At 73.4% G+C, this 21460-nt stretch carries 23 protein-coding genes and 1 pseudogene; 17 read left to right on the top strand and 7 right to left on the bottom strand.

The window, feature by feature from the left end:
* The first annotated feature begins 45 nt into the window (after positions 1–45).
* The 10 genes and pseudogenes from ACGFI7_RS29920 (at position 46) to ACGFI7_RS29965 (ending at position 7678) form a co-directional block, all read left to right on the top strand.
* Positions 46–1047, top strand: coding sequence for an ABC transporter substrate-binding protein (locus tag ACGFI7_RS29920; protein WP_393410256.1), 1002 nt, complete (start codon positions 46–48; stop codon positions 1045–1047).
* Positions 1044–1859, top strand: a complete 816-nt coding sequence (locus tag ACGFI7_RS29925; protein ID WP_393410259.1) for a siderophore-interacting protein — start codon at positions 1044–1046, stop codon at positions 1857–1859. The genes ACGFI7_RS29920 and ACGFI7_RS29925 overlap by 4 nt, the downstream gene beginning before the upstream one ends.
* Positions 1849–2835 (top strand): FecCD family ABC transporter permease, encoded by a 987-nt coding sequence (locus ACGFI7_RS29930; RefSeq protein WP_393410261.1) that lies wholly within the window; start codon positions 1849–1851, stop codon positions 2833–2835. Before ACGFI7_RS29925 ends, ACGFI7_RS29930 begins: the two co-directional genes overlap by 11 nt.
* Positions 2832–3854 carry a FecCD family ABC transporter permease gene (locus ACGFI7_RS29935; RefSeq protein WP_393410263.1) on the top strand — a complete coding sequence of 341 codons (1023 nt, stop codon included), beginning with the start codon at positions 2832–2834 and terminating at the stop codon, positions 3852–3854. The genes ACGFI7_RS29930 and ACGFI7_RS29935 overlap by 4 nt, the downstream gene beginning before the upstream one ends.
* Positions 3855–3909: 55 nt before the next feature.
* On the top strand, positions 3910–4176 hold the full coding sequence (locus ACGFI7_RS29940) for a hypothetical protein (protein WP_393410265.1): 267 nt from the start codon (positions 3910–3912) through the stop codon (positions 4174–4176).
* Positions 4177–4272: 96 nt separating this feature from the next.
* Positions 4273–5535 carry a PLP-dependent aminotransferase family protein gene (locus tag ACGFI7_RS29945; protein WP_393410268.1) on the top strand — a complete coding sequence of 421 codons (1263 nt, stop codon included), beginning with the start codon at positions 4273–4275 and terminating at the stop codon, positions 5533–5535.
* 9 nt (positions 5536–5544) lie between these two features.
* Positions 5545–5934 (top strand): RidA family protein, encoded by a 390-nt coding sequence (locus ACGFI7_RS29950; protein ID WP_393410270.1) that lies wholly within the window; start codon positions 5545–5547, stop codon positions 5932–5934.
* 29 nt (positions 5935–5963) lie between these two features.
* Positions 5964–6185 (top strand): annotated as a pseudogene (locus ACGFI7_RS29955) (hypothetical protein); the annotation flags it as partial.
* A 25-nt stretch (positions 6186–6210) separates the two neighbouring features.
* Positions 6211–6819: a TetR/AcrR family transcriptional regulator gene (locus ACGFI7_RS29960; RefSeq protein WP_393410273.1), complete on the top strand. Its 609-nt coding sequence runs from the start codon at positions 6211–6213 to the stop codon at positions 6817–6819.
* A 61-nt stretch (positions 6820–6880) separates the two neighbouring features.
* Positions 6881–7678 carry a VOC family protein gene (locus ACGFI7_RS29965; protein ID WP_393410275.1) on the top strand — a complete coding sequence of 266 codons (798 nt, stop codon included), beginning with the start codon at positions 6881–6883 and terminating at the stop codon, positions 7676–7678.
* Positions 7679–7688: 10 nt separating this feature from the next.
* Here ACGFI7_RS29965 and ACGFI7_RS29970 read toward each other — a convergent pair whose 3' ends face one another.
* The 3 genes from ACGFI7_RS29970 to ACGFI7_RS29980 are packed head-to-tail and all read right to left on the bottom strand — an operon-like array spanning position 7689 to position 12666.
* The gene (locus tag ACGFI7_RS29970) at positions 7689–9422 is read right to left on the bottom strand and encodes an ABC transporter ATP-binding protein (RefSeq protein ID WP_393410278.1); all 1734 of its coding nucleotides are present in this window, start codon (positions 9420–9422) and stop codon (positions 7689–7691) included.
* A complete protein-coding gene (locus ACGFI7_RS29975) occupies positions 9419–11977 on the bottom strand; it encodes an ABC transporter ATP-binding protein/permease (protein ID WP_393410281.1) in 2559 nt (852 codons plus the stop codon). The genes ACGFI7_RS29970 and ACGFI7_RS29975 overlap by 4 nt, the downstream gene beginning before the upstream one ends.
* 14 nt (positions 11978–11991) lie before the next feature.
* Positions 11992–12666: a TetR/AcrR family transcriptional regulator C-terminal domain-containing protein gene (locus tag ACGFI7_RS29980; protein ID WP_393410284.1), complete on the bottom strand. Its 675-nt coding sequence runs from the start codon at positions 12664–12666 to the stop codon at positions 11992–11994.
* Between the two features lie 209 nt (positions 12667–12875).
* Between ACGFI7_RS29980 and ACGFI7_RS29985 the strand changes: the two genes are divergently transcribed.
* Both ACGFI7_RS29985 and ACGFI7_RS29990 read left to right on the top strand, forming a co-directional pair.
* Positions 12876–13349 carry a hypothetical protein gene (locus tag ACGFI7_RS29985; protein WP_393410287.1) on the top strand — a complete coding sequence of 158 codons (474 nt, stop codon included), beginning with the start codon at positions 12876–12878 and terminating at the stop codon, positions 13347–13349.
* 18 nt (positions 13350–13367) lie between these two features.
* Complete coding sequence (locus tag ACGFI7_RS29990; protein ID WP_393410290.1) at positions 13368–14573, top strand: TIGR04053 family radical SAM/SPASM domain-containing protein; 1206 nt, start codon at positions 13368–13370, stop codon at positions 14571–14573.
* A 3-nt stretch (positions 14574–14576) separates the two neighbouring features.
* Here ACGFI7_RS29990 and ACGFI7_RS29995 read toward each other — a convergent pair whose 3' ends face one another.
* Positions 14577–14987: a VOC family protein gene (locus ACGFI7_RS29995; RefSeq protein ID WP_393410293.1), complete on the bottom strand. Its 411-nt coding sequence runs from the start codon at positions 14985–14987 to the stop codon at positions 14577–14579.
* A gap of 37 nt (positions 14988–15024) precedes the next feature.
* Complete coding sequence (locus ACGFI7_RS30000; protein ID WP_393410296.1) at positions 15025–15438, bottom strand: helix-turn-helix transcriptional regulator; 414 nt, start codon at positions 15436–15438, stop codon at positions 15025–15027.
* 152 nt (positions 15439–15590) lie between these two features.
* Between ACGFI7_RS30000 and ACGFI7_RS30005 the strand changes: the two genes are divergently transcribed.
* The 4 genes from ACGFI7_RS30005 to ACGFI7_RS30020 all read left to right on the top strand — a co-directional run bounded on the left by ACGFI7_RS30005 (position 15591) and on the right by ACGFI7_RS30020 (position 18309).
* Positions 15591–16619 (top strand): Acg family FMN-binding oxidoreductase, encoded by a 1029-nt coding sequence (locus ACGFI7_RS30005; protein WP_393410299.1) that lies wholly within the window; start codon positions 15591–15593, stop codon positions 16617–16619.
* A gap of 13 nt (positions 16620–16632) precedes the next feature.
* Positions 16633–16833 carry a respiratory nitrate reductase subunit gamma gene (locus ACGFI7_RS30010; protein ID WP_393410301.1) on the top strand — a complete coding sequence of 67 codons (201 nt, stop codon included), beginning with the start codon at positions 16633–16635 and terminating at the stop codon, positions 16831–16833.
* 30 nt (positions 16834–16863) lie between these two features.
* Positions 16864–17328, top strand: a complete 465-nt coding sequence (locus ACGFI7_RS30015; RefSeq protein WP_393410303.1) for a MarR family winged helix-turn-helix transcriptional regulator — start codon at positions 16864–16866, stop codon at positions 17326–17328.
* A gap of 75 nt (positions 17329–17403) precedes the next feature.
* Positions 17404–18309 carry an LLM class flavin-dependent oxidoreductase gene (locus tag ACGFI7_RS30020; RefSeq protein WP_393410306.1) on the top strand — a complete coding sequence of 302 codons (906 nt, stop codon included), beginning with the start codon at positions 17404–17406 and terminating at the stop codon, positions 18307–18309.
* A gap of 7 nt (positions 18310–18316) precedes the next feature.
* Here ACGFI7_RS30020 and ACGFI7_RS30025 read toward each other — a convergent pair whose 3' ends face one another.
* Positions 18317–19216, bottom strand: a complete 900-nt coding sequence (locus ACGFI7_RS30025) for an alpha/beta hydrolase family protein (protein ID WP_393410308.1) — start codon at positions 19214–19216, stop codon at positions 18317–18319.
* A gap of 173 nt (positions 19217–19389) precedes the next feature.
* On the opposite strand from ACGFI7_RS30025, the gene ACGFI7_RS30030 reads away from it, so the two are divergent.
* Positions 19390–19968 (top strand): TetR/AcrR family transcriptional regulator, encoded by a 579-nt coding sequence (locus tag ACGFI7_RS30030; protein WP_393410310.1) that lies wholly within the window; start codon positions 19390–19392, stop codon positions 19966–19968.
* Between the two features lie 131 nt (positions 19969–20099).
* Here ACGFI7_RS30030 and ACGFI7_RS30035 read toward each other — a convergent pair whose 3' ends face one another.
* Positions 20100–21401, bottom strand: a complete 1302-nt coding sequence (locus ACGFI7_RS30035) for a PEP/pyruvate-binding domain-containing protein (RefSeq protein WP_393410313.1) — start codon at positions 21399–21401, stop codon at positions 20100–20102.
* Positions 21402–21460: the final 59 nt, after the last annotated feature.

The following is a 21460-nucleotide window of genomic DNA, read 5'->3' on the forward strand; positions in this document are numbered from 1 at the left end:
GCCAACTCATGGCCTGGCCTTTCATCTGTTCCGAGGACTGTTCCCATGCGTTTTGCACTGCCCTGGCGCACCGCCGGCGCCGTCGCCCTCGCGCTCGCCCTGACGACCGGCTGCGGTGCGGCCGAGTCCGGCGAGCAGCAGGCCGCCGCGGCCCCCGCGACCCGGACCTTCGCCGCCGACAACGGCGAGATCACCATCCCCGCCGACCCCAAGCGGGTCGTCGCGACGGGGTACGCGGTGCCCGTGCTGATCGAGGCCGACGCCGCCCTGGTCGGCATCTCCACCTGGAAGCGCGGCCTGCCGCTGATGTCCGAGGAGGACCTGAAGACGTACGAGGGCCTGGAGAAGATCGCGGGGGAGACCGCCGCCGAGACCAACTACGAGGCGATCGCCAAGGTCAAGCCCGATCTGATCATCATCGGCGTGCCCAAGCCGGCCCTGGTGGACGTCGACATGGACCGGTTGGAGTCGATCGCCCCGGTCGCCGTGATCGGCCCGACCATGCCGTCGGCGTGGCGCGAGCTGTCGCAGCGCCAGACCGACGCCGCCGGCCGCGTGGACAACTTCGGCGCCGCCAAGGCCGCGTACGAGAAGAAGGCCGCCGAACTGGCCGCCAAGTACAAGGACGTGCTGGCGGGCCTGAAGTTCGGCCATGTCGGCGCGTACGGCGAGATCGCGGATGGCACGTTCCAGCGGGAGTTCGCCGGGTCGTGGGGCACCAGCATCGCCCAGGACATCGGCATCACCTACTACGGCGAGGTCAAGGAGAAGGGCGGCAACGCGGCCGACGTCTCGGAGTACCCGTCGATCGAGGAACTGCCCAAGAGCCTCGGCGAGGCCGACGCCATCACCTACACGGTCCAGCAGGACGGCACGCCTAACGAGGCCGTGAAGTACGTGCTCGACTCCGAGCTGTGGAAGGGCCTGCCCGCCGTCAAGGCCGGCAAGGTCTTCCCGATCCGCTACACCGAGGCCGCCACCTACGAGTCGGCGATGAAGACCCTGGACGCCGTCGACCAGGTGCTCGCACCGCTGCTCCAGTCATGAGGATCGAGCGCCGCGATCCCGCCGCGCGGGTCGCCGAGCACCACAGGAACGGGGCCGGCGTGGTCCGCGTCGGCTACCCGATCGGGATCCGCACGGCCCCGGTCGTCGCCCGCGAGCTGGTGACCCCGCGCATGCTGCGGCTCACGCTCAAGGGCCCGGAGCTGGCAGGTTTCCACAGCTACCAGGCCGACGACCACGTGGCGATCGTCTTCCCCGACCCGGACGGCACCCGCCGCCTCCCGGTGCCCAACGACGAGCTGATGCTCGACTGGCCCAAGCCGTCGGTCACCACCCGCAAGTACACCGTCCGGCGGTACGACGCCGGCGCCCGCGAGCTCGATCTGGACATCGTGCTGCACGAGGGCGGCGTCGCGGCCGCCTGGGCGGCCACCGTCGCGGTGGGCGACGAGGTGGCGGTCGCCGGGCCGCCCGGCGCCAAGGCGTTCCCGCACTCGTACGGGCACTACGTCTTCGCCGTCGACGCCACCGCCCTGCCGGCGGCGGCGCGGTGGCTGGAGGAGTCGCCCGCGGACGTCTCCGCGCAGCTCGTGATCGAGACCGACGACCCGGCCGAGCACGCCTACCCGCTCGCCGAGCGGGCCGGGGCGGAGGTGACCTGGCTCGTCCGCGAGGACGGGCGGTCCTCGCTCGCCGACACGGTGCGGTCCCTGACACTGCCGCAGGTCCCGTCGTTCCTGTTCGCCGCCGGGGAGGCGGGGGACATCAAGCCGCTGCGCCGGTGGAGCGCGGGGCGGATGGACGCGCTGTTCACCGGCTACTGGAAGCGTGGAGTCGCGGGGCTTGAGGATTGATCGACGACGGGCGGCCGTGCTCCTGGCCGCCCTCGTGCTCCTTCTCGCCGTCGCGGTGACGAGCCTGGCCGTCGGCGCGCAGGCGATCCCGCCCGCCGAGATCTGGCAGGCCTTCACCGCCTACGCCGGCACCGACGAGCACGTGATCGTGCGCGGGATCCGGGTCCCGCGCACGGTGCTCGGGATCTGCGTGGGCGCGGCGCTGGGCACCGCGGGCACGCTCGTCCAGACGCTGACCCGCAACCCGCTGGCCGAGCCGGGCATCCTCGGGGTGACCTCCGGCGCCGGGTTCGCCATCGTGCTCGGCGCCCTGCTGGGCCTGGCCGACAGCGCGGCGGGACAGCTCGGGCTCGCCTTCGCGGGCGCCGTGCTCGCCTCGGTCGCCGTCTACGCCGTCGGCTCGACCTCGCCGCTGCGGCTGGTCCTGACCGGCGTGGCGCTCAGCGCCGTACTCGCGGGCATCTCGCTCGGCATCCGGCTCCTGGTGCCCGACGTGTTCGACCGGCACCGGTTCTGGGCCGTCGGCGCGCTGGCCGGGCACGAGCAGCAGCCGCTGACACCGGCGCTGGTGACGATCGGCGTGGCGCTGGCAGGCGCCGTGGCGATCACCAGGCCGCTGAACGCGATGGTCCTCGGCGACGAGGTGGCCAAGGCGCTCGGCGGGCACGTCACGCGGACCAGGCTCGGCGTGCTCGTGCTGGTCACCCTGCTCGCCGGGGCGGCCACGGCCGCCGCCGGGCCGATCGCGTTCCTCGGGCTGATGGTGCCGCACCTGGCCCGCCGGGTGGCGGGCGCGTCGATCCCGTGGCTGATGGCCTACACGATGGTGCTGGGGCCGATCCTGCTGCTGGTCTCCGACATCGCCGCGCGCGTCCTGCTCCCCACGGGGGAGGTGCCGGTGGCCGTGGTCACCGCGTTCCTCGGCGCGCCGGTGCTCATCTGGGCGGTACGCAGCCGCGGGATGGTGCGATCATGACCGGTCATCTCGTGCTGCGCGCCGGCGCGTACTCGATCAGGATGGGGCGGCGGCCGCTGCTGGTGTCGCTGGGCCTGGTGGCGGCGGCGCTGGTCCTGGGCTTCGTCGGCCTGTGCTTCGGCGCCTCCTGGTCCGATCCCGCGGAGGTGCTCGCGGCCCTGGCCGGGCAGGGCGACTCCGTCGTGGTGATCCGCGACTGGCGGCTGGCCCGGGTGGCCGCCGCGCTGGTCTTCGGCGCCGCGCTCGGGCTGGCCGGGGCGATCTTCCAGAACCTCACCAGGAACGCGCTCGGCAGCCCGGACGTCATCGGCCTCGACGCCGGCTCCTACACCGGGGCGCTGTTCGCCATCACCGTGCTCAGCAGCACCCCGGCGCAGCTCGCCGTCAGCTCCGTGGCGGGCGGGATGGCCACCGCCGCGGTGATCTACTTCCTGTCGCTGCGCTCCGGGCTCAACGGCATGCGGCTGATCGTCATCGGCATCGCCATGAACGCCATGCTGACCGCGCTCAACACGTGGATCGTGCTGCGGGCCGAGCTGGAGATCGCGATGGCGGCGACAGGGTGGAGCGCGGGCTCGCTGAACGGGGTCGACTGGGGGGAGCTGGCGCTGCCGTTCACCGTCGTCGGCGCGCTGGCGATCCTGCTGATGACGCTGTCGCCCGGCATGCACCAGACCGCGCTCGGCGACGACCTCGCCGTCACCTCGGGCGTGCGGCTGAACCGGCTGCGGCTGCTGCTCGTGGTGGCGGGCGTCGGCTGCACGGCCACGGTGACGGCGGTCGCCGGGCCGATCGTGTTCATCTCGCTGGCCGCGCCGCAGATCGGCCGACTGCTCGCCGGGACGGCGGGGGTGGCGCTGCTGCCCGCGGCGCTGACCGGCGGGGTGCTGCTGCTGGCCGCCGACCTCGGCGCGCAGGTGGTGTTCGCGCCCATCGCGCTGCCGGTCGGCGTGGTCACCACGGTGATCGGCGGCGGCTACCTCATCTGGCTGCTGGTCCGGAGGGCGGGGCGGGGCTGATCCCACGTCCGGGTCCGACATCCGATCGTGATCCGGACGTGGGATCTTAACCCCCATGGGTACGGTCGCGCGCCGCGTCGCAAGCTGGCTGGGGCTGGCCGGTCATCTCTGCACCCTGGTGCCCTTCTACACCTCCAGCGGCCTCATGGCCCCGCTCTGGGCGGTCATCGCGCTGTTCGCGGTGTGGCTGGCCCTCCTGGCGGCAGCCGTCATGGCGGTGCGGGCCCGCTCCCCGTGGGGGCTGCTGGTGCCCGTCGTCTCGCTGGCCTTCTGGTGGTGCGCGATGAGCGCGGGTGAGGCGTTCCTGGGCTGGACGCCCTGACAGCGCAGTTTTCCGAACTGTGGGCTTGTTTTAACAATGAACCTAATCTTATATATGATGAGGTTCAGCTTGCGCGTGCCCACCTGGGAGGCCGCCGTGACATTCGACGCCCGCAGCCATTACTCCGACATCGCCCGGTCAGGGCCGCCGCTCTTCTTCCCCGATCCGCCGGTGCCCGTCACGTTCAACTTCGACCAGGGCCTGGCCGCCGAGGAGACCTTCCCGATCGCCACGCTGGCCGCGCTCCACCAGGAAGTGCTCGACCGCGACTCCGGGCGGGCGCTCGAATACATCTCCATGGGCTGGGACCCGGCCGACGACAAGCTCCGCTATCTCGCCACGTACGAGGAACTCGTGCTCGGCAACCGGGACCTGCGCACCGCGCTGGCATCCTGGCTCGGCGGGAAGAACGACCGGGCCAACCTGACCGCCGACGGGATCGCCCTCACCTCCGGTTCCGTCCAGGCCATCGGCCTGGCCATCAACGCGCTCGTGGACGAGGGCGACGGCGTGCTGGTGGAGTCGGCCACGTTCCCGTACGCGCTGCGCTACTTCGAGATGCGCAAGGCCCGGACGTACCCGGTCGCCATGGACGTCGACGGGCTCGACCCCGACGACCTGGAGCGCGCGCTCGAGCGGATGCGGGCCGACGGGGTGCGGCCCAAGATGCTCTACATCGTCGCGTCCTACAGCTGCCCGACCGGCTACACGACCAGCGAGGAGCGCCGGCGGCGCATCATGAGCCTGGCCGAGCGGCACGACCTGCTCATCCTGGAGGACGCGGTCTACGCCGACCTGCGGCTGTCCGGTCCCGAGGTGCCCAGCCTGCTGTCGATGGACCGCGACGGCCGCGTCTTCCAGTCGCACAGCTTCAGCAAGATCGTCGCCCCCGGGCTGCGGCTCGGCTGGATGGCCGGTTCGCCGGAGGTCATCGCCGCGCTGGCCGCCGTGCGCCAGGACCTCGGCGTGAGCCAGTGGACGGCCCGCGCGATGACCGCGTTCGTGTCCCGCGGGCACCTCGACGCGCACATCGACTCGGTCCTGCCGGTCTACCGCCGCAAGCGGGACATCGCGGCGGCGGCCGTGACGGAACACTGCGCCCCGCACGTCACCTTCGACCTGCCCGACGGCGGCTTCTATCTCTGGCTGCGCCTGTCGGAACAGGTCGACTGGGACAAGGCGCAGCAGGCCGCCGCCTCCGCCGGGGTCAGCTTCCGGGCGGGCGAGCGGTTCATGAACGAGGCGACGCGGCCGGACAGCGCCACCTACCTGCGCCTGGCGTACAGCCACGTGGGCGAGGAGGAGCTGGAACGCGGCATCCGGGCGCTCGGCGCCGCGATCCGCGGTGCGGTGAAGTAGCGGGTCGCGGTGGCGCGCAGAGTCGTCAACCCCACGGCCGCCCTGACCTTCCCGGGCATGTCGCAACTGGTCGTCGACGACGACCTGGCCTTCCTGTCCGGCCAGTGCGCGCTCGACCTCGCCGGCCGGCTGGTCGGCGAGGGCGACCCCGAGGCCCAGGTCAGGCAGGCGTTCGCCAACGTCGAGTCGCTGCTCAGGGCCGGCGGGTTCGCGCTCGCGGACGTGGTGAAGATCATCTGCTACGTCACGGATCCGGACGTCTACCGGGCCTACGCGGCCGTCAAGGCCGAGCTCTTCCCCGACGGCGGACCGGCGGCCACGACCGTGGTCGTGGCCGGCCTGCTCGACCCGCGCATGCTGGTCGAGATCGACGTCATCGCCCGCCACCGGGAAAGCTGAGGCGCGATCACTGGTCCGGCCCGGGCGCGGGTACGGTGAGTCTCGCCGGCTGCTGCGGCCTGGCGGGCGACTTCGGCATGGAACGCGGCCACTACGAGGTCTCTGTCGCCGTCGCGGAACACACGCTGCTGCCCGCGCTGCGCGCCGAGGCCGGCGCGGTGTTCCTGGCCGACGGCTTCTCGTGCCGGACCCAGGCCGGTCAGCTGCCCGGTCGGCGCGGCGTGCATCTGGCGGAGCTCCTCCGGCGATGATCACGCGGTCTGGCACACTGAGCGCGTGACCGCACGAGGCCGTCCGCCGGACCCCGATCTCGAGACCCGCGTGCACGCCGCGGCCCTCGAACTGTACGGCGAGGTCGGCTGGGCCGGGTTCAGCTTCGACGTGCTGGCCCGCCGCGCCCACGTCGGCAAGGCCACCCTCTACGGCAAGTGGGGGAGCAAGGAGAGGCTGATCGTCGCCGCCCTGGCCACCGGGCTGCCGCCGCATCCGGAGGAGAAGACGGCCGGATCGCTGCGGGACAACCTGATCCAGATGGCGGGCGAGATCCTCGACAGCTACCTGGAGCCGCAGGGCCTGGTCTACCTGCGGGCCCAGATCGAGGCCCGGGTCTACCCCGAGCTGTTCGGGCAGGCGCTGGAGTCGTTCCAGCGCGAGCGGATCCGGATCGGCCGCGCCGTCGTGGTCGCCGCCATCGACCGCGGCGAGCTGCCGGCGGGCACCTCTCCCGCGCTCGTCCTGGACGCGGTCGCCGGCATCCTGACCAGCCGGTTCCTCTCCACGCCGATCGGCCAGACGTCCGCCCTGGCCGCGCGGAAGGGCGCCCTGGTCGAGGAGATCGTGGACTTCGTGCTGTCCGCCGTCCACCACCGGGAATCCGGTTCTTGACACGGTCAGGATCTCCGCTCTAGCGTCCAAAAGACGATTTTCGTCTGATATCAGGGGTCCCATGACGGCATACGCGCTGGATCATGTCGCTCTCGCCGTGCGGGCCTGGGCCCAGGCCGGTCCGGTCCTCGCCGGCCGGTTCGGCGGCCGCTGGCGCAGCGGGTTCGACCAGATCGCCTTCAGCCCGGCGCAGATCGAGTACGCCGGCGACATGCGCGTCGAGCTGCTGGCGCCAGGGGCCGACCCGTCCTCGTTCGTCCGCCGCTTCCTCGACGCCACCGGCGCGCCGGCCCGTCCGCACCACATCACGTTCAAGGTGCGCGACATCCGGGTCAGCCTCGACGCGGCGCGCGCCGCCGGGTTCGAGCCCATCCTCGTCAACCTGGACTACGACCAGTGGCAGGAGGCGTTCCTGCACCCCAAGGACACCGGGCTGGGTTTCCTCGTGCAGCTGGCGCAGGCCGGCGAGCTGCTGGACGAGTTCGCCGCCGACCTGCCCGGCATGCACCCGGCGCCCCCGTGGCCGGACCCCGGCGGGGAAGGCGTCGCCCAGGCGTCCTTGCCCGCGGTCGCCGGGCAGGTGGCGCGGTGGGACCTCACCCGCCGGGTGCTCCGCGACGTCCTCGGCGGCGCCGAGACCCCGCTGGCGGAGGGGATCTCCCGCTTCACCTGGCCGAGCGGGGCCGACCTGGTGCTCGCCACCGGGGAGACGCCCGGCCTGCGGGCCCTGGCCTTCCGGGGCGACGCGGTGGCCTCCTGGGAGCTCGCCGACGTCCTGCGGGCGGCCGCGGAGGAGCCGATCGTGCCGGAGCTCGGCATCAGGGTGACCGACCTGGCCACCCAGCCGACGGCCTCCTGACCCCGGGCCGTCAGCCGCGGGGCGCGGCCAGCGTCCAGCCCGCCGCCTGTTCGCGCTGCCGCCAGTAGGCCGCGAACCTGCCGTCCTGGGCGAGCAGCTCGGCCAGGGACCCCTGCTCCGCCACCCGCCCCTCGTGCAGGAACACGATCTGGTCGGCCCTGGCGATGGTGCTGAGCCGGTGCGCCACGATGACGGTGGCGCGCCCGCCGCCGCCCGCCTCCAGGGCGTGCACGAGCGCGCGCTCGTTCCCGGTGTCCAGTGCGGCGGTGGCCTCGTCCAGGAGCAGCAGCGGCGCGTTCTTGAGCAGGGCGCGCGCGATGCTCACCCGCTGGCGCTCGCCGCCGGACAGCGCCGCGCCCCGCTCGCCCACCCGGGTCTGCCGGCCGTCGGGCAGACGGGCGACCACCTCGTCGAGCTGCGCCGCCGACGCGGCCCGCCGGATCTCCTCGTCCCCGGCACCGGGGTTGCCGAGGCGGATGTTGTCCCACAGGCTCGCGTCGAACAGGTAGACGTCCTGGAAGACGATGCCCAGCTGCCGCATCAGGGCCGGCGGGTCGTAGGAGCGCACGTCATGCCCGGCGACGTGCACGCCGCCCCCGTCCACCTCGTGGAAGCGCGCGATGAGCGCCAGCAGCGTGCTCTTGCCCGCGCCCGACGCCCCCACCACCGCCGTGGTGGTGCCGCGCGCCACCGTGAACGAGACCCCGGACAGGATCTCGCGGCCCGGCTCGTACCCGAACCGGATGTCACGCAGCTCCAGCGCGGGGGCGGCCGGGTCTGGCGTCACCTGCTCGCGTCCCCCCAGCACCGGCGCGTCGAGCAGGGCGTGCACCCGGGCGAGCGTGCCGCGCATGGCCTGCATCGCGGGGAACAGCTCGGCCAGCGTGAGGAACGGCTCGACGAAGCGCACCGAGACGATGATCAGCGCGATGACCTCCGGCGCGCCGAGCCGGCCGTCCAGGCCGAGGACCACAGCGGTGGCGGCCAGGCCCAGCAGGGCGGCCTGGGTGGCCAGGCCGAACATCACCTGGCCGGGAAGGCTGAAGCCGATCAGGCGCAGCGTCGCCCCGCGCTGCTTGTCGAGCGCGGCGGCCACGGCCGAGCCGTCCGTCCCGGTGCGGCCCGCCGCCCGGAGCGCCTGCTGCACCTGGGCCAGCTCGATGATGCGCTCGCCCGCGTCCCTGGACGCCGCCGCGTAGGCGTCGTCGGCCGCGTTCAGCGAACGTAGGCTCGCCCAGACGGTGCCCATGAGCAGCAGCGCGGCGGCCAGCGCCACCAGGCCGAGCGGCCAGGCGACGAACAGCAGGCCCACACCGATCAGCACGGGCACGACGAGCGCGCCGGCCGCGGGCGTCAGCAGGTTCGCGATGCCCTGGCACAGCTCCCGCCCCGAGGAGGTCAGTGCCCGCTGTCCCTCGGCACGGCGCTCGGCCGTGAACCAGCCCAGCGGGATGCGCTGGAGCCGGTCCGCGATCCGGCCCTCGATGCCGGACAGCAGGTCGAAGCCGATGGCGAAGCCGGCCCCGGCCAGCCGGTAGTCGATCGCCCAGCCCGCCGCCACCAGGGCGGCCAGCGTCACGACCCAGGGCACCGCGTCGCCGGGAGCGGGGGAGAACAGCGAGCTCAGCAGCGGGACCAGGCTCAGGATGGCGCCGGCCCGGACCGTCGTGCTCAGCGCGAGCAGGGCCAGGTAGCGGACGACGGCGCGGCGGTCGCCGGCCAGGCGGAGCGTTCGCTTGATCATGCCGAGACCTCCTGGGTGACCTGGGCGGCGTTCCACAGCTCCCGGTAGAGACCGGGGGCGGCGAGCAGGCTCTCGTGCGTGCCGCGCTGGACGACGCGGCCGCCGTCGAGAACCACGATGGCGTCGGCGCCGGTGACGGTGTGCAGGCGGTGCGCGATCATCAGGACCGTGCGGCCCTCGGCGAGGCGGCTCAGCGCCTGCTGCACGCGGTGCTCGGAGTCCGGGTCGGCGAAGGCGGTCGCCTCGTCGAGGACGAGCACCGGCGGGTCGGCCAGCAGCGCCCTGGCGATGGTGAGCCGCTGCGCCTCGCCGCCGGACAGGCTGATCTCCTCGCCCAGGATCGTGTCGTATCCCTGCGGCAGCCGGACGATCCGGTCGTGGATCCGCGCGTCCGCCGCCGCCCGTTCCACCTCCGCCCGGGAGGCATCGGGCCTGGCCAGCGCGATGTTGTCGTGCACGCTGCCGCGGACCAGCGACACGTCCTGGAACACGAACCCCACCCGCCGGTAGAGCTCGTCGAGGGGCAGCTCGCGCAGGTCGGCGCCGCCGATCGTGATGCGGCCCGACCCCACGTCGTGGAAGCGGGCCAGCAACGCGGCCAGCGTGGACTTGCCGGCGCCGCTCGGGCCGACGAGCGCCGTCACCGTCCCGGGGGCGAGCTCCAGGTCGATGCCGGACACGACCGGGTGGCGCTCGTCGTAGCCGAAGGAGACCTGCTCGAAACGGACCGCGTGGCCGGACGGCGTCCGCGGCCGCCCGGGCTCGGGCAGCTCCCGCTCGTCGAGGATCAGGCCGATCCGCTGGGCCGCCGCCCTGGCGTCGCGCATCGAGCCCATCCCGTACGCCACGGCCAGCAACTGCGACCCGAACGTCACGCCGAGCAGCAGGAACGGCAGCAGGTCGGAGGCGGCGAGCAGACCGCCCGCGAGCATCAGCCCGCCCGCCACGATGATCACCAGAAGTGAGGTCAGCGGGCGGGTGACCAGGTCGACCAGGGTCTTTCGGCCCGTCAGCGGGCGCTGCCACGCGTCCAGGAAGCGGGCCCGCTCGTCCAGCGTCGCGCGGAAGCCCGCGGCCGGGCCCGCGTCGTAGGCACGGACCACCGTCAGCCCGTCCAGATAGGCGACCGCCTCGGCGGAGACCCGCTTCTCCCACACGGTGAAGCGCGCCAGCTGCGCGGTCGAGCCCTGGACCATCCGGGCGGCCAGGACGAGGTAGGCGAGCAGCGGCACCAGCAGGATCGCGGCCAGGCCGGGGGAGACCGTGAACAGGTAGCACAGCACCGCGATCGGCGTCACCGCCGCCGCGACGACGTCGATCACCGCGTGGGTGACCAGGTAGTGGACGCTGGCCGTGTCGTCCATGACCGCCTGCTTGACCGTCCCCGAGTTGCGCTCGGTGAGCCAGCCGAGCGGCAGCCGCGACAGCTTGCGCACCACGGTCATCCGCACGTGGTGGCCGAACCGGGCGTCCACCACGTGCATCGCCAGCGCCAGCCCGCCCGCGGCCGCCGCGCCCGCGCCCATCAGGACCAGGGCGAGCAGGCCCAGGTCCGCCAGGCCCGCCGCCCCGGCGCCGTCCGCCAGCAGCCGGCGGCAGAGCTCCACCAGCAGCAGGTACGGGGCCAGCTGGAGCAGGGAGATCACGCCCTGGAACACGCCGGCGAGGATGAAGCGGGAACGGAGTGGCGCCAGCAGGCGCGCCCCGGCCCGCGACCGCCACCGGCCGACTTCGGCGGGCACGGTCTCCACGGGCACGGTCTCCTCGGGCACGGTCTCCTTGGCCGGCGCGGCCTCCTCGGCGGCCTGCTGCCGGTCCGTGCCCATGGCCTTGCCCTTGACCCAGTAGGCGCGGGACTTGACGTCGGTACGCGGGAAGCCGTGCTCCTTGAGCCGCGCCACCACCGCCTTGGTGGCGGCCGACTCCGCGGTGACCCAGGCGTACCAGTCGGACCAGTCGCGCTCGCCGATCGCCCGCGCCAGCACGCCGGGATCGCCGGTGGTCGGCAGCCAGGCGACCGTGGCACGCGGATGCGGGGTGATCGGGATCGCCGAGTCCTCGTCGTGGTACTGCTCCAGCAGCACCACGACCGGGGTGGTGTCGGGCACGGCGGCCAGGATGGCGTTGATCCCGGCCACCGACGCAGCGTCGCCGATCAGCAGGTAGCCCTCGGGCTCCGGGTCCGGCACCGCGAAGTGCCCCGACGCCCAGCGGGTGACCTGGATGGTGTCGCCGGTCCGCACCCCCGCCGCCCAGGCGGAGGCCGGCCCGGGAGGCTCGTGCAGCAGGAACTCCAGGCCGACCCGCTGGTTGTCCGGGTCGGGCTCGACGAGGGTGTAGCCGCGCTGGTGCTCGCGCCCGCTCCCGTCTGGGTCGGGCGCCCACAGGCGCACCCAGGCGGAGGGCTCGAAGGACTGGCCGTCGAAGAGGGTGGGGGCGTGGAAGGTGATGCGGCGGTAGTGCGGGGTGATGTCCTCGACGCCGACGACGGTGAGCGTGTGCTCCACCGCGCCGAACGTCTTCGCCATGGCCCCGGCGTATCCCCGGCGTGCCATCAGTGGTGCTCTCCTCAAGTGGTGAAGGGGTGCCGGAGGGTCAGCGAGCCGACCGGCCGGCCGGGTGGGAGGTGGGCGGCCAGCCCGTCGGCGGCCGCGGTCAGCAGCAGGACGAAGTAGTCGTCGGCGGTGTGGTCAGGGATGCCCGCGAGCGCCTCGCGCAGCACCGGGGACCCGGTCATGGCGGCGAGCGCCTCGCCGGCGCCGCCCGGCTCGTCCCGGCCGTGCGCGGTCCGGGACTCCTCGGCCACGACCAGGCCGAGGCTGATGGTGGCGATCGCGGAGCTGAGCACGGTGGCGGCGGCGGGGTCGTAGCCCCGGCGGCCCAGGGCGGCGACCTGCGTCTCCAGCAGCCGTACCCCGGAGGCGCCGCGCGGGAAGAGGCGCTGGAAGTAGTCGGCGCTGCCCGGGTGCGCCAGCACGAACCGCCGGAGCTGCGCGCCGAAGGAGACCAGGTGCTCCGCGGTGGAGTGGGCCGGATCGTCGGCCAGGGTCAGCTCCGCCAGGATCGCCTCGCCGACCAGGTTCTCCAACGCCGATCGGCTCGGCACGTGCCGGTAGACGGCGGCGGTCGTGACGCCGAGCGCGTCGGCGACCTTCTGCACGGTGAGCTCGGCCAGGCCGATGCGGACCCCGGCGGCCACGATGTCGCCGAGGGCGAAGGTCGCCGTGCGCCCGCCAGTCTTCACGTGCTGTCCTTTGGTAAGCCTAACCTTAGTTACGGTGCATAACTTAGAAGACGATCGCTCCTTCGCGCAAGAGCCGCACCGGCGAAACGGTCCATCGGACGCCGCCGCGAGGACTTTGGTCCCTGCCGTGACAGGGGCGGGTGCCGGAAATCTGGGGTCGGGTCCGGCCGACGCCGGGCTCACCAGCGTGATGACCTCAGGAGCGACACGTGAGCATGCTGCAAGCAGCGGTGACCCTGCTGGGCGCGGTGGGCGCGGCGATGGTGCTGTCGGGACCCGTCATGGCGATCCAGGGCGTGCGAGGACGCGCCCGGATCGGCCGGGAACTACGCGACCAGGGGATCAGCTTCCCCGGCAGGGGAGTGCCCGCGAGCCTCGCCGGACGGCCGGTCGTCACCGGGCCCCAGGCCCGCGACTTCGCCGAAGTGATCGGGAACAACGTGCGCACGGCCACGGGCGGCCGCACCTACGCGCAGGTGAGCGCCGAGCTGATGGCCGCGCCCGACGGGGACGACAAGCTGACGGCGCTGCGGCAGACGGCCTTCACCGGCCAGATGCTGCGCGCCACACTGCTCAACGCCTACCAGGCGTGGCAGGTCACCACGCTGGTCATCGGCCTGGGCACGCTGCTGACCGCGACCGGCGTCGCGCTGATCGCCGCCGGCATCGCCCTGGCCCCCTAGACCGCGCAGGAGTCCGCGTTGACCACCATCGACCACGTCCCCGGGTCCCGGCCGCTGCGCCGGGCCCGCCGCGACGTCGCCGCCGCCCCGTTCATCGTCATCTGGGAGTCCACCCGGGCCTGCCCCCTGGCCTGCCTGCACTGCCGCGCCGAGGCCCAGCCCGACCGCGACCCCCGCGAGCTGAGCACCGCCGAGGCGCGGGAGCTGATGGGCCAGGTCGCGGCCTTCGGCCGCCCCGCCCCGCTGTTCGTGATCACCGGGGGCGACCCCTTCGAACGCCCCGACCTGTTCGACCTCGTACGGCATGGGCGTGAGCTCGGCCTGGCCCCCGCCGTGTCGCCCTCGGCCACGCCCGCGCTCACCCGGGAGAACCTCGCCCGGCTGCACGAGGCCGGCGCGGCGGCGATCTCGATCAGCGTGGACGCGGCCACGGCCGCCCGCCACGACGAGTTCCGCGGCTACGACGGGGTATTCTCCCGCACGCTGTCCGCCTGGCGCGCGGCCCGGGAAGCCGGGCTCAAGGTGCAGATCAACACCACGGTGACCCGCGGCAACCTCTCCCAGCTGCCGGACGTCGCCCGGCTGGTGCGCGACCACGGCGCCATGCTGTGGAGCGTCTTCTTCCTGGTGCCCACCGGCCGCGGCCGCGCCCTCGCCGCGCTGAGCCCGCGCGAGGCCGAGGACGTGCTGCACTTCCTCTACGATCTCGGCACCGTGATCCCGGTCAAGACCACCGAGGCCCACCACTTCCGGCGCGTCGCCGTCCAGCGGCTCATCCTGGCGGAGCGCGGCGCCGACCACGTCGCCGAGCTGGGGCTCGGCCCGCTCTACCGCGACCTGCGCCGGCGCGCCCGGCGGGCGGGGCTGATCAAGGACCGGCGGGTCCGCCGCCCGCCGATCGACGTCAACGCCGGTCGCGGCCTGGTGTTCGTCTCCCACACCGGCACCGTGCACCCGTCCGGCTTCCTGCCGATCAGCTGCGGCGACGTACGGAAGAAGCCGCTGACTGAGATCTACCGGACGGCGCCGCTGTTCAACGCGCTGCGCGACCCCGACCGGTTGTCAGGGCGCTGCGGCGGGTGCGAGTTCAGGACCGTCTGCGGCGGGTCCCGCTCGCGCGCCTACGCCTGCACCGGGGACGTTTTCGGCGAGGAGCCCTGGTGCGGCTACCAGCCGGGCAGCTTCCCCTACCAGGAGGAACTCGCCGCCCACGTCACCCCGTGACGGTCAGCCCTTCGTCTCCTGCTGGATCCGCACCATGGTGCCCGACGGGTCGCGGAAGGCGCAGTCGCGCGGGCCCCAGGGCTGGTCGATGGGCTCCTGCAGCACCTCGGCGCCGGAGGCGCGGATCCGTTCGAAGGTCGCGTCGAGGTCGTCGGTGCGGAGCACGACCATCGGCAGGGCGCCCTTGAGGAGCAGCTCCCGCAGGGCGTCGCCGTCGGCCTGGGACCGGCCCGCGTGCGGCTCGGAGAGCACGATCTCCACGCCCGGCTGGTCGGCGCTGCCGAGGGTGACCCAGCGGAACTCGCCGGCCGACACGTCGTTGCGCACCTCCAGGCCGAGCGCGTCGCGGTAGAAGGTGAGTGCCGCGTCCACGTCGTCGACGGTGATGTGGCAGTAGTGGAGTGCGATTGTCATAGGGCCGACGTTAGGCGGCGGGTTCGCGCCGCGCTTCTCAGATCCTGCTCGGCACGTTTCTGATCGGCCTGGTGTGCAGTTTGGCCACGCACGGGGGCATCGAGGTCACGTCGTGGTGCTCCCGGGCGCGGTAGGCGCTCGGGGTCTCGCCCAGCAGCTCGGTGAAGCGCGAGCTGAACGAGCCGAGCGAGGTACAGCCGACGGCCATGCACGCGTCGGTCACGCTGACCCCCGCGCGCAGCAGCGCCATCGCCCGCTCGATGCGGCGGGTCATCAGGTAGCTGTAGGGGGTTTCGCCGTAGGCGGCCCGGAACTGCCGGGAGAAGTGGGCCGGCGACATCAGCGCGTGGCGGGCCAGCGTCGGCACGTCGAGCGGGCGCGCGTACTCGCGGTCGATCAGATCGCGCGCCCGCCGCAGATGGACGAGATTGGCGAGGTCGCTCGCGGTCATGGTGCCAGGGTATAACGACCGGCCGGCAACGGACCGGGCCCGGTACGGCCCATCGGCCGCGGGCCAGGGGACTTTCGTCCCTGACGTGGGCGCCTCGGGGCGCGGGATGTTATCTCCATGTCCGCTGTCATCCCCGCGCCGGAGGTGTCCCGATGACCGAGCTCGGCGCTGTCCCCGAGGCCGGGCCACGGGAACTGCCGTTCGCGACCCCCGGCGGCGTGAGCAGGATGGTGAACGCCGCCGCCGCCGCGCCGTCGGTGCACAACACCCAGCCGTGGCGCTTCCGCTGCGTCGACGAGGCGACCATGGAGCTCTACGCCGACCTTGAACGGCTGCTCGTGGTCACCGATCCGCTGGGCCGCGGGCTCGGCGTCAGCTGCGGCGCGGCGCTGTACAACCTGCGCCTGGCGATCCGGGCGACCGGGCACGCCGCTCTGGTGGAGACGCTGCCCGACCCGGCCCGCCGCCCCGACCTGCTGGCCGTCGTGCGCGCCACCCCCGCGGACCCGCCCGGCCAGGACGAGCGGCTGCTGTACGAGATGATCCCGCACCGGCGCACCAACCGCTTCCCCTTCGACGGCCGCCGGCTGCCCGCGGAGGTCTTCACCGACCTGGTGCACGCGGCGCACGACGAGGGCGCCACGCTCGTCAAGGTGAAGGGCAGGACCGCGCGGCGGGTGTTCGACATGATCGGCATGGCCGAGGCGACGCTGGCCGCCGAGGAGCGCTACCGCGCCGAGCTGGCCCGCTGGACGGGCCGGGACTGCGACGGGGTGCCCGAGCACGCCTTCGGCCCCCGCCCCCGGCACGGCACGCCGCCCCTGCGCGACTTCGGCCTGGGCGGCGGGCGCGGCCGCGCGCCGGTCGCCGACTTCGAGCGGGAGCCGCAGCTCGCGGCCCTGTTCACCAGGGGCGACGGGCCGCTCGACTGGCTGCGCGCCGGGCAGGCGCTGCAGCGGGTGCTGCTCACCGCGACCGCGCGCGGCGTCGCCGCGTCGCTGTTCAGCCAGCCGCTCGACCTGCGCCCCGCGCCGCACTCCGGCAACCGCGCCGGGCCGCTGGGTCACGTGCAGATGCTGATCAGGCTCGGGTACGGGCGGCCGGTCCCGCGGGTGCCGCGCCGAAGGGCGTTCGAGGTGCTCGACCCGGTGGAGCCCGGCCACAGGCCGATCGGCCCCTGACCGGGGACTTCGGTTGTCCGCCGCCTCACCAGCCCGCGGGTGCGCCGCGGCGCCACGCGCGCTCGTCTTCCTGCTGCACGCGATGTCGGCCTGGGTGCTCGCCGCCATCTGGCCGTTCGCCCGGCTCGTGCACGTCTGGTCCGCGCCGGTCGCGTACCTGTGGCGGCCGCACGTCGTCCACCGCCGCCGCCCGGCCCTTTCCAGGAAAGGGTAGTTCGTACCACGAATTTGTTATCCTGGGCCGGTGAACGAGCAGGTCGACGATCCGATGGGGCCCGTGGCCGGGCTGGTCCGGGCCACGTTTCTGGTGAACGCCGTCTACGTGGAGTCGGCCCGCGAGCACGGCATCACCCAGCAGCAGGGCCAGCTGCTCTGTGTCCTGATGGGGCAGTCCTACGGCATGGGCGAGCTGGGCACGGTGCTCGGCCTGGCCAAGTCCAGCCTGACCGGGCTGGTGGACCGCACCGAGCGTAACGGCCTGGTCCGGCGCGAGCCCGACCCGACCGACTCGCGGGCGGTGACGGTGGCGCTCACCGGGCGGGGCGCCAAGCTCGCCGCCGAGTTCTACGCCGAGACCTGCCGCCGGGTCGAGAGGCTGATCACCGGGCTCGGCCCGGCGGAGCGTGACACGCTCGGCGCGCTGCTCGGCCGCGTCGTGGCGGACAACAAGGTCCCGATCGTCTTCCTGGAGCCCGATCCGGCCCGCTGATTTGAAGTTCGTACTACGAACTAATATGGTTCGTAGTACGAACTGATTTTTCGTGTCCCAGGAAGGCGGCACATCATGTCCGCACTCGACGTCGTCTTCGGCTTCGGAGCGCACTCCGGCATCGACGACATCCCCGCACTGGAGCGCATGGCCGCGCAGGCCGACCAGGACGGGCTCGACCACCTGTCGCTGTCCGACCACCCCTACATCGGCGGCTGGCTCGACGCCTACGCCGCACTCGGCTTCATCCTCGGCCGCACCCGGAGCCTCTCCGGCCTCGTCAACGTCAGCAACCTGCCGACCAGGCCCGCCCCGATGCTGGCCAAGATGGCGACCTCGCTGTCGGCGCTGTCAGGCGGCCGGATCGTGCTCGGCATGGGCGCGGGCGGGCTGTGGGACCGCATCGTCGACCTGGGCGTGCCCCGGATGTCGCCGGCCGACGCGGTGGACGCCTTCGAGGAGGCGATCGTCCTGGTCAAGCTGCTGTCCGGCGGCGGGCCCCCGGTCACCTACGAGGGCCGCCACTACCGGGTCCACCAGATCGAGCCCGCCCCCGTGGCCGCGCCCCCGGTGTGGACCGGATCGGTCGGCCCGCGATCCCTCGCCGTCACCGGCAGGGTGGCCGACGGCTGGATCCCCGGCCACGCGGCCGACTGGCTCAGCGACCGCTACCGGACCTCGCGGCCGATCATCGACGAGGCGGCGGTCGCGGCCGGCCGCGACCCCGGCGCGATCCGTACCGTCTACAACCTCCCCGGCCGCATCACCGACCGGCCGCTGGCCGCCACCCGCGACCGCGACGGCCGCTGGATCGGCGGCTCCACCGGGCAGTGGGTCGAGGAGCTGACCGGAGCGGTGCTCGACCACGGCGCGGCGGGTTTCACGCTCTTCGCCGGCGGCCACGGTGCCCCCGATCTCACCGTGCTGGCCCGCTGGGGCCAGGAGATCGTCCCGGCCGTCCGCGAGGCGATCAAGAAGTAGGCGGGCTTCACCTGGACTCCAGGCGCCCCAGCGGCTCCGCGCTCGCCTCGGCCCAGTTCGGGTCCCCCGGGTCGAACGCGGTGCGCAGGTAGGCCAGCGTGAGCCGCTGGATCAGGGCGACGCGCTCGGGGCTCTCGTCCGTTGTCTCCGTGACGTTGTAGCCGGAGATCCCGCCCAGCGAGTGCTCCGCGCCGAAGAGCGTGAGCAGGCTCTTGGCGCCGGGGCTCAGGTGGTACGGGTCGGTGAACCAGTCCGGCCCCCGGACGGACAGCTGCGACTGGTCCCGGTCGCCCGCGACCACCAGGGCCGGCGTGGTCATGCCGGAGAAGTCCGGGTTCATGAAGGGCAGGTGCTCGACGGCGAACGGCGTCAGGTCGGCGCCGCCCCGGCCGGGCGCGGCGAACAGCACGCCCGCCCTCACGCGCGGATCGGACAGGTCCTCGCCGGGGCCGCCGTCGGGGCCGAGGACCCGCGCGCCCAGCAGCACGCTGGCCGTCTGCGCGCCCCAGGAGTGACCGGCCACCGCGATCCGGCCCCGGTCCAGCCGCCCGGCGAGCCCGGGAACGGCGGCCTCGACGAGGTCGAGCCCGTCGAGCACGCGCTTCAGGTCCTCGACCCGGATCCGCCAGATCGACGGGGTGCGAGGGTCGTCCGGGGGAAGGTTCAGCGTCCTGGAGTCCAGGTGGGTGGGCTGGATCACCGCGAAGCCGTGGGCGGACCAGTAGTCCGCCAGCGGCGCGTACCCGTCCATGGACTCGCCGAACCCGTGCGAGAAGACGACGACGGGCAGGTCGCGGCCGTCGGCGGGCGCGGACACGCGCACCCGCAGCTCCGTGCCGCGGCCCGGGGCGGGCAGCGTGACCGGCTTCGCCGAGACGACCGGCACGGTCATGGTTGACATGCTCATGAGGGGTTCTTCCTCGCTTTTCGATGGGCTGAACGCGGCCGGCGCGCGGTGTGGCGACGGCGGCATGAGGTGGCCGACAGCTCCGTGCTCTGGCAGAATGAATAAACGGAACACTGTCCCGTTTGACGATACGGGACACTGTCCCGTTTAGCAACCCCGGAGGGAAGAGCCTGATGAACGACGGAGCCGCGGGCCGGGCGGCCCGGCCCAAGCGGGCGGACGCGCGGCGCAACGAGAAGACCCTGCTCGACGCGGCCGCCGCGGTCTTCGTGACCTCAGGCGTCGACGCCCCGATCCGCGACATCGCGGCCGAGGCGGGCGTCGGGACGGCCACGATCTACCGCCACTTCCCGACCCGGGCGGATCTGATCATCGCCGTCTACCGCCACCAGATCGAGTCCTGCGCCGAGGCCGGACCCGCTCTCCTGGAGGCCGGGCCCACGCCCTACGCCGCGCTCGGGCGGTGGATCGACCAGTTCGTGGACTTCCTGGTCACCAAGCACGGGCTCGCCGACGTCCTGCGGTCCGACCAGGCCGGGTTCGAGGCACTGCACGCCTACTTCCTCGACCGCCTCGTGCCCGTGTGCGCCCGGCTCCTCGAAGCCGCGGCCGCCGCCGGCGAGATCCGCCCCGGCCAGGACGCCCTCGAACTCATGCGCGGCGTCGGCAACCTCTGCATCGGCGCCGACGACCCCCGCTACGACGCCCGCCGCATGGTCACACTCCTCATCGCGGGCCTGCGCCAGAGCTGAGGCGGCACAAGCCGGTCACATCCAACCCCCGGGACCAGGAATTCCCGACCGGTGCCCGGCCTGCACCGACCTCCGCCGTCCCGGGTGGCTGGTGCCGGGTTCCTCGGCTGCGGATCCGTACGGAGTCCCGGTCACCTCGTCGTCACGGTGCCGGTGGCGCCGTCGACGGTGACGGGCGCGCCGTCGTCCAGCCGGACCGTCGCGTCAGCGACGCCGAGGACGGCGGGGATGCCGTGCTCGCGCGCCACGATCGCGGCATGGGACAGCACCCCGCCGATCTCGGTCACGACCCCGGCGGCGACCCGCAGCAGCGGCGTCCAGGCAGGGTCCGTGAAGGGACAGACGAGAATGTCGCCCGGCCGCACCCGCCCGAAGTCCGCGGGCCCTCTTACGATCCGCGCGACCCCGGTGGCCGCCCCACGACTGCCCGGAGTCCCGGCGAGCACGACCTCCGGCCCATTCACGGCCCCCGGCTTATTCGCGATCCCGGGGTCATCCGCGGCACCCTGGTCATTGACGATGGCATGGTCATTCGCGGCGCCCTCGCCATTCACAGTGCCCGGCCCGCCCACGGCACCCCCGCCATTCGCGGCGGGTGACGGGTGAGCGGGTAGTGACCTGGCCGGTGGTGGGGGAGGGGCGGTGATGGGGCGGGACTGGAGGATCCAGATCCGGTCGCCGGCGATCGCGAACTCGATGTCCTGGGGCCCGCCGAGCACGGCGGCGATCTCTCCGCCCAGCTCGGCCAGCCGGAGGGCGGTCGCGTCGTCGAGGGCCGGCCGGGTGCGGGACGGCTCGGGCACCTCGCGGGTGACGAGCCGCCCGCCGTGCCGGTCGAGCCGGGTCCGCTTGTCGGCGACGGTACGCGCGACCGTCCCGTCGGCGGCGACCCGGTAGGCGTCGGGGGTGACCGTGCCCCCGACGACGGTGGGGCCGAGCCCCCAGGACGCCTCGATGTCGGTGACGCCGCCGGGTTCCGCGGGGGTGAACATGACCCCCGACGCCTCCGCGTCCACCTGGCGCTGGACGATGACGGCCATCATGGGTGCGGCGTCGCCGAAGGCTCCCCGGTAGGCGACGGCCCGCGGGGTGAACAGAGAGGCCCGGCAGGCGTGTACGGCCTCGGCCACCTCGCCCGCTCCCCGTACGGCGAGGAAGCTCTCGTGCTGGCCGGCCGCCGAGGCGCGGCCGGTGTCCTCGCCCGCCGCCGACGATCTCACGGCCACGGGCGGGTCCCCGAGCCGGGCCAGCGCCCGCGTCAACGCGTCGAGCTCGTCCGCCTCGTCCGCCTCGCCCGCTCCGCCCGCGAACGGGACCACGAACGGGACCACGAACCCGTCGGGTACCGGCAGTCCCGCTCGGAGCAGCACGCCCAGCGCACCTGCCTTGCCTCCGCAGGTGCCGGCGACGGCCTGGCTCAGCGGTACGAGCATCGATCCCATCCTTCAACAAAACATTGACAACGTTCCGTTGAGTCTGCATCATCGGTCGC

Source organism: Nonomuraea sp. NPDC048826 (assembly GCF_043198225.1).
In the GTDB taxonomy this organism is placed as follows: Bacteria; Actinomycetota; Actinomycetes; order Streptosporangiales; family Streptosporangiaceae; genus Nonomuraea.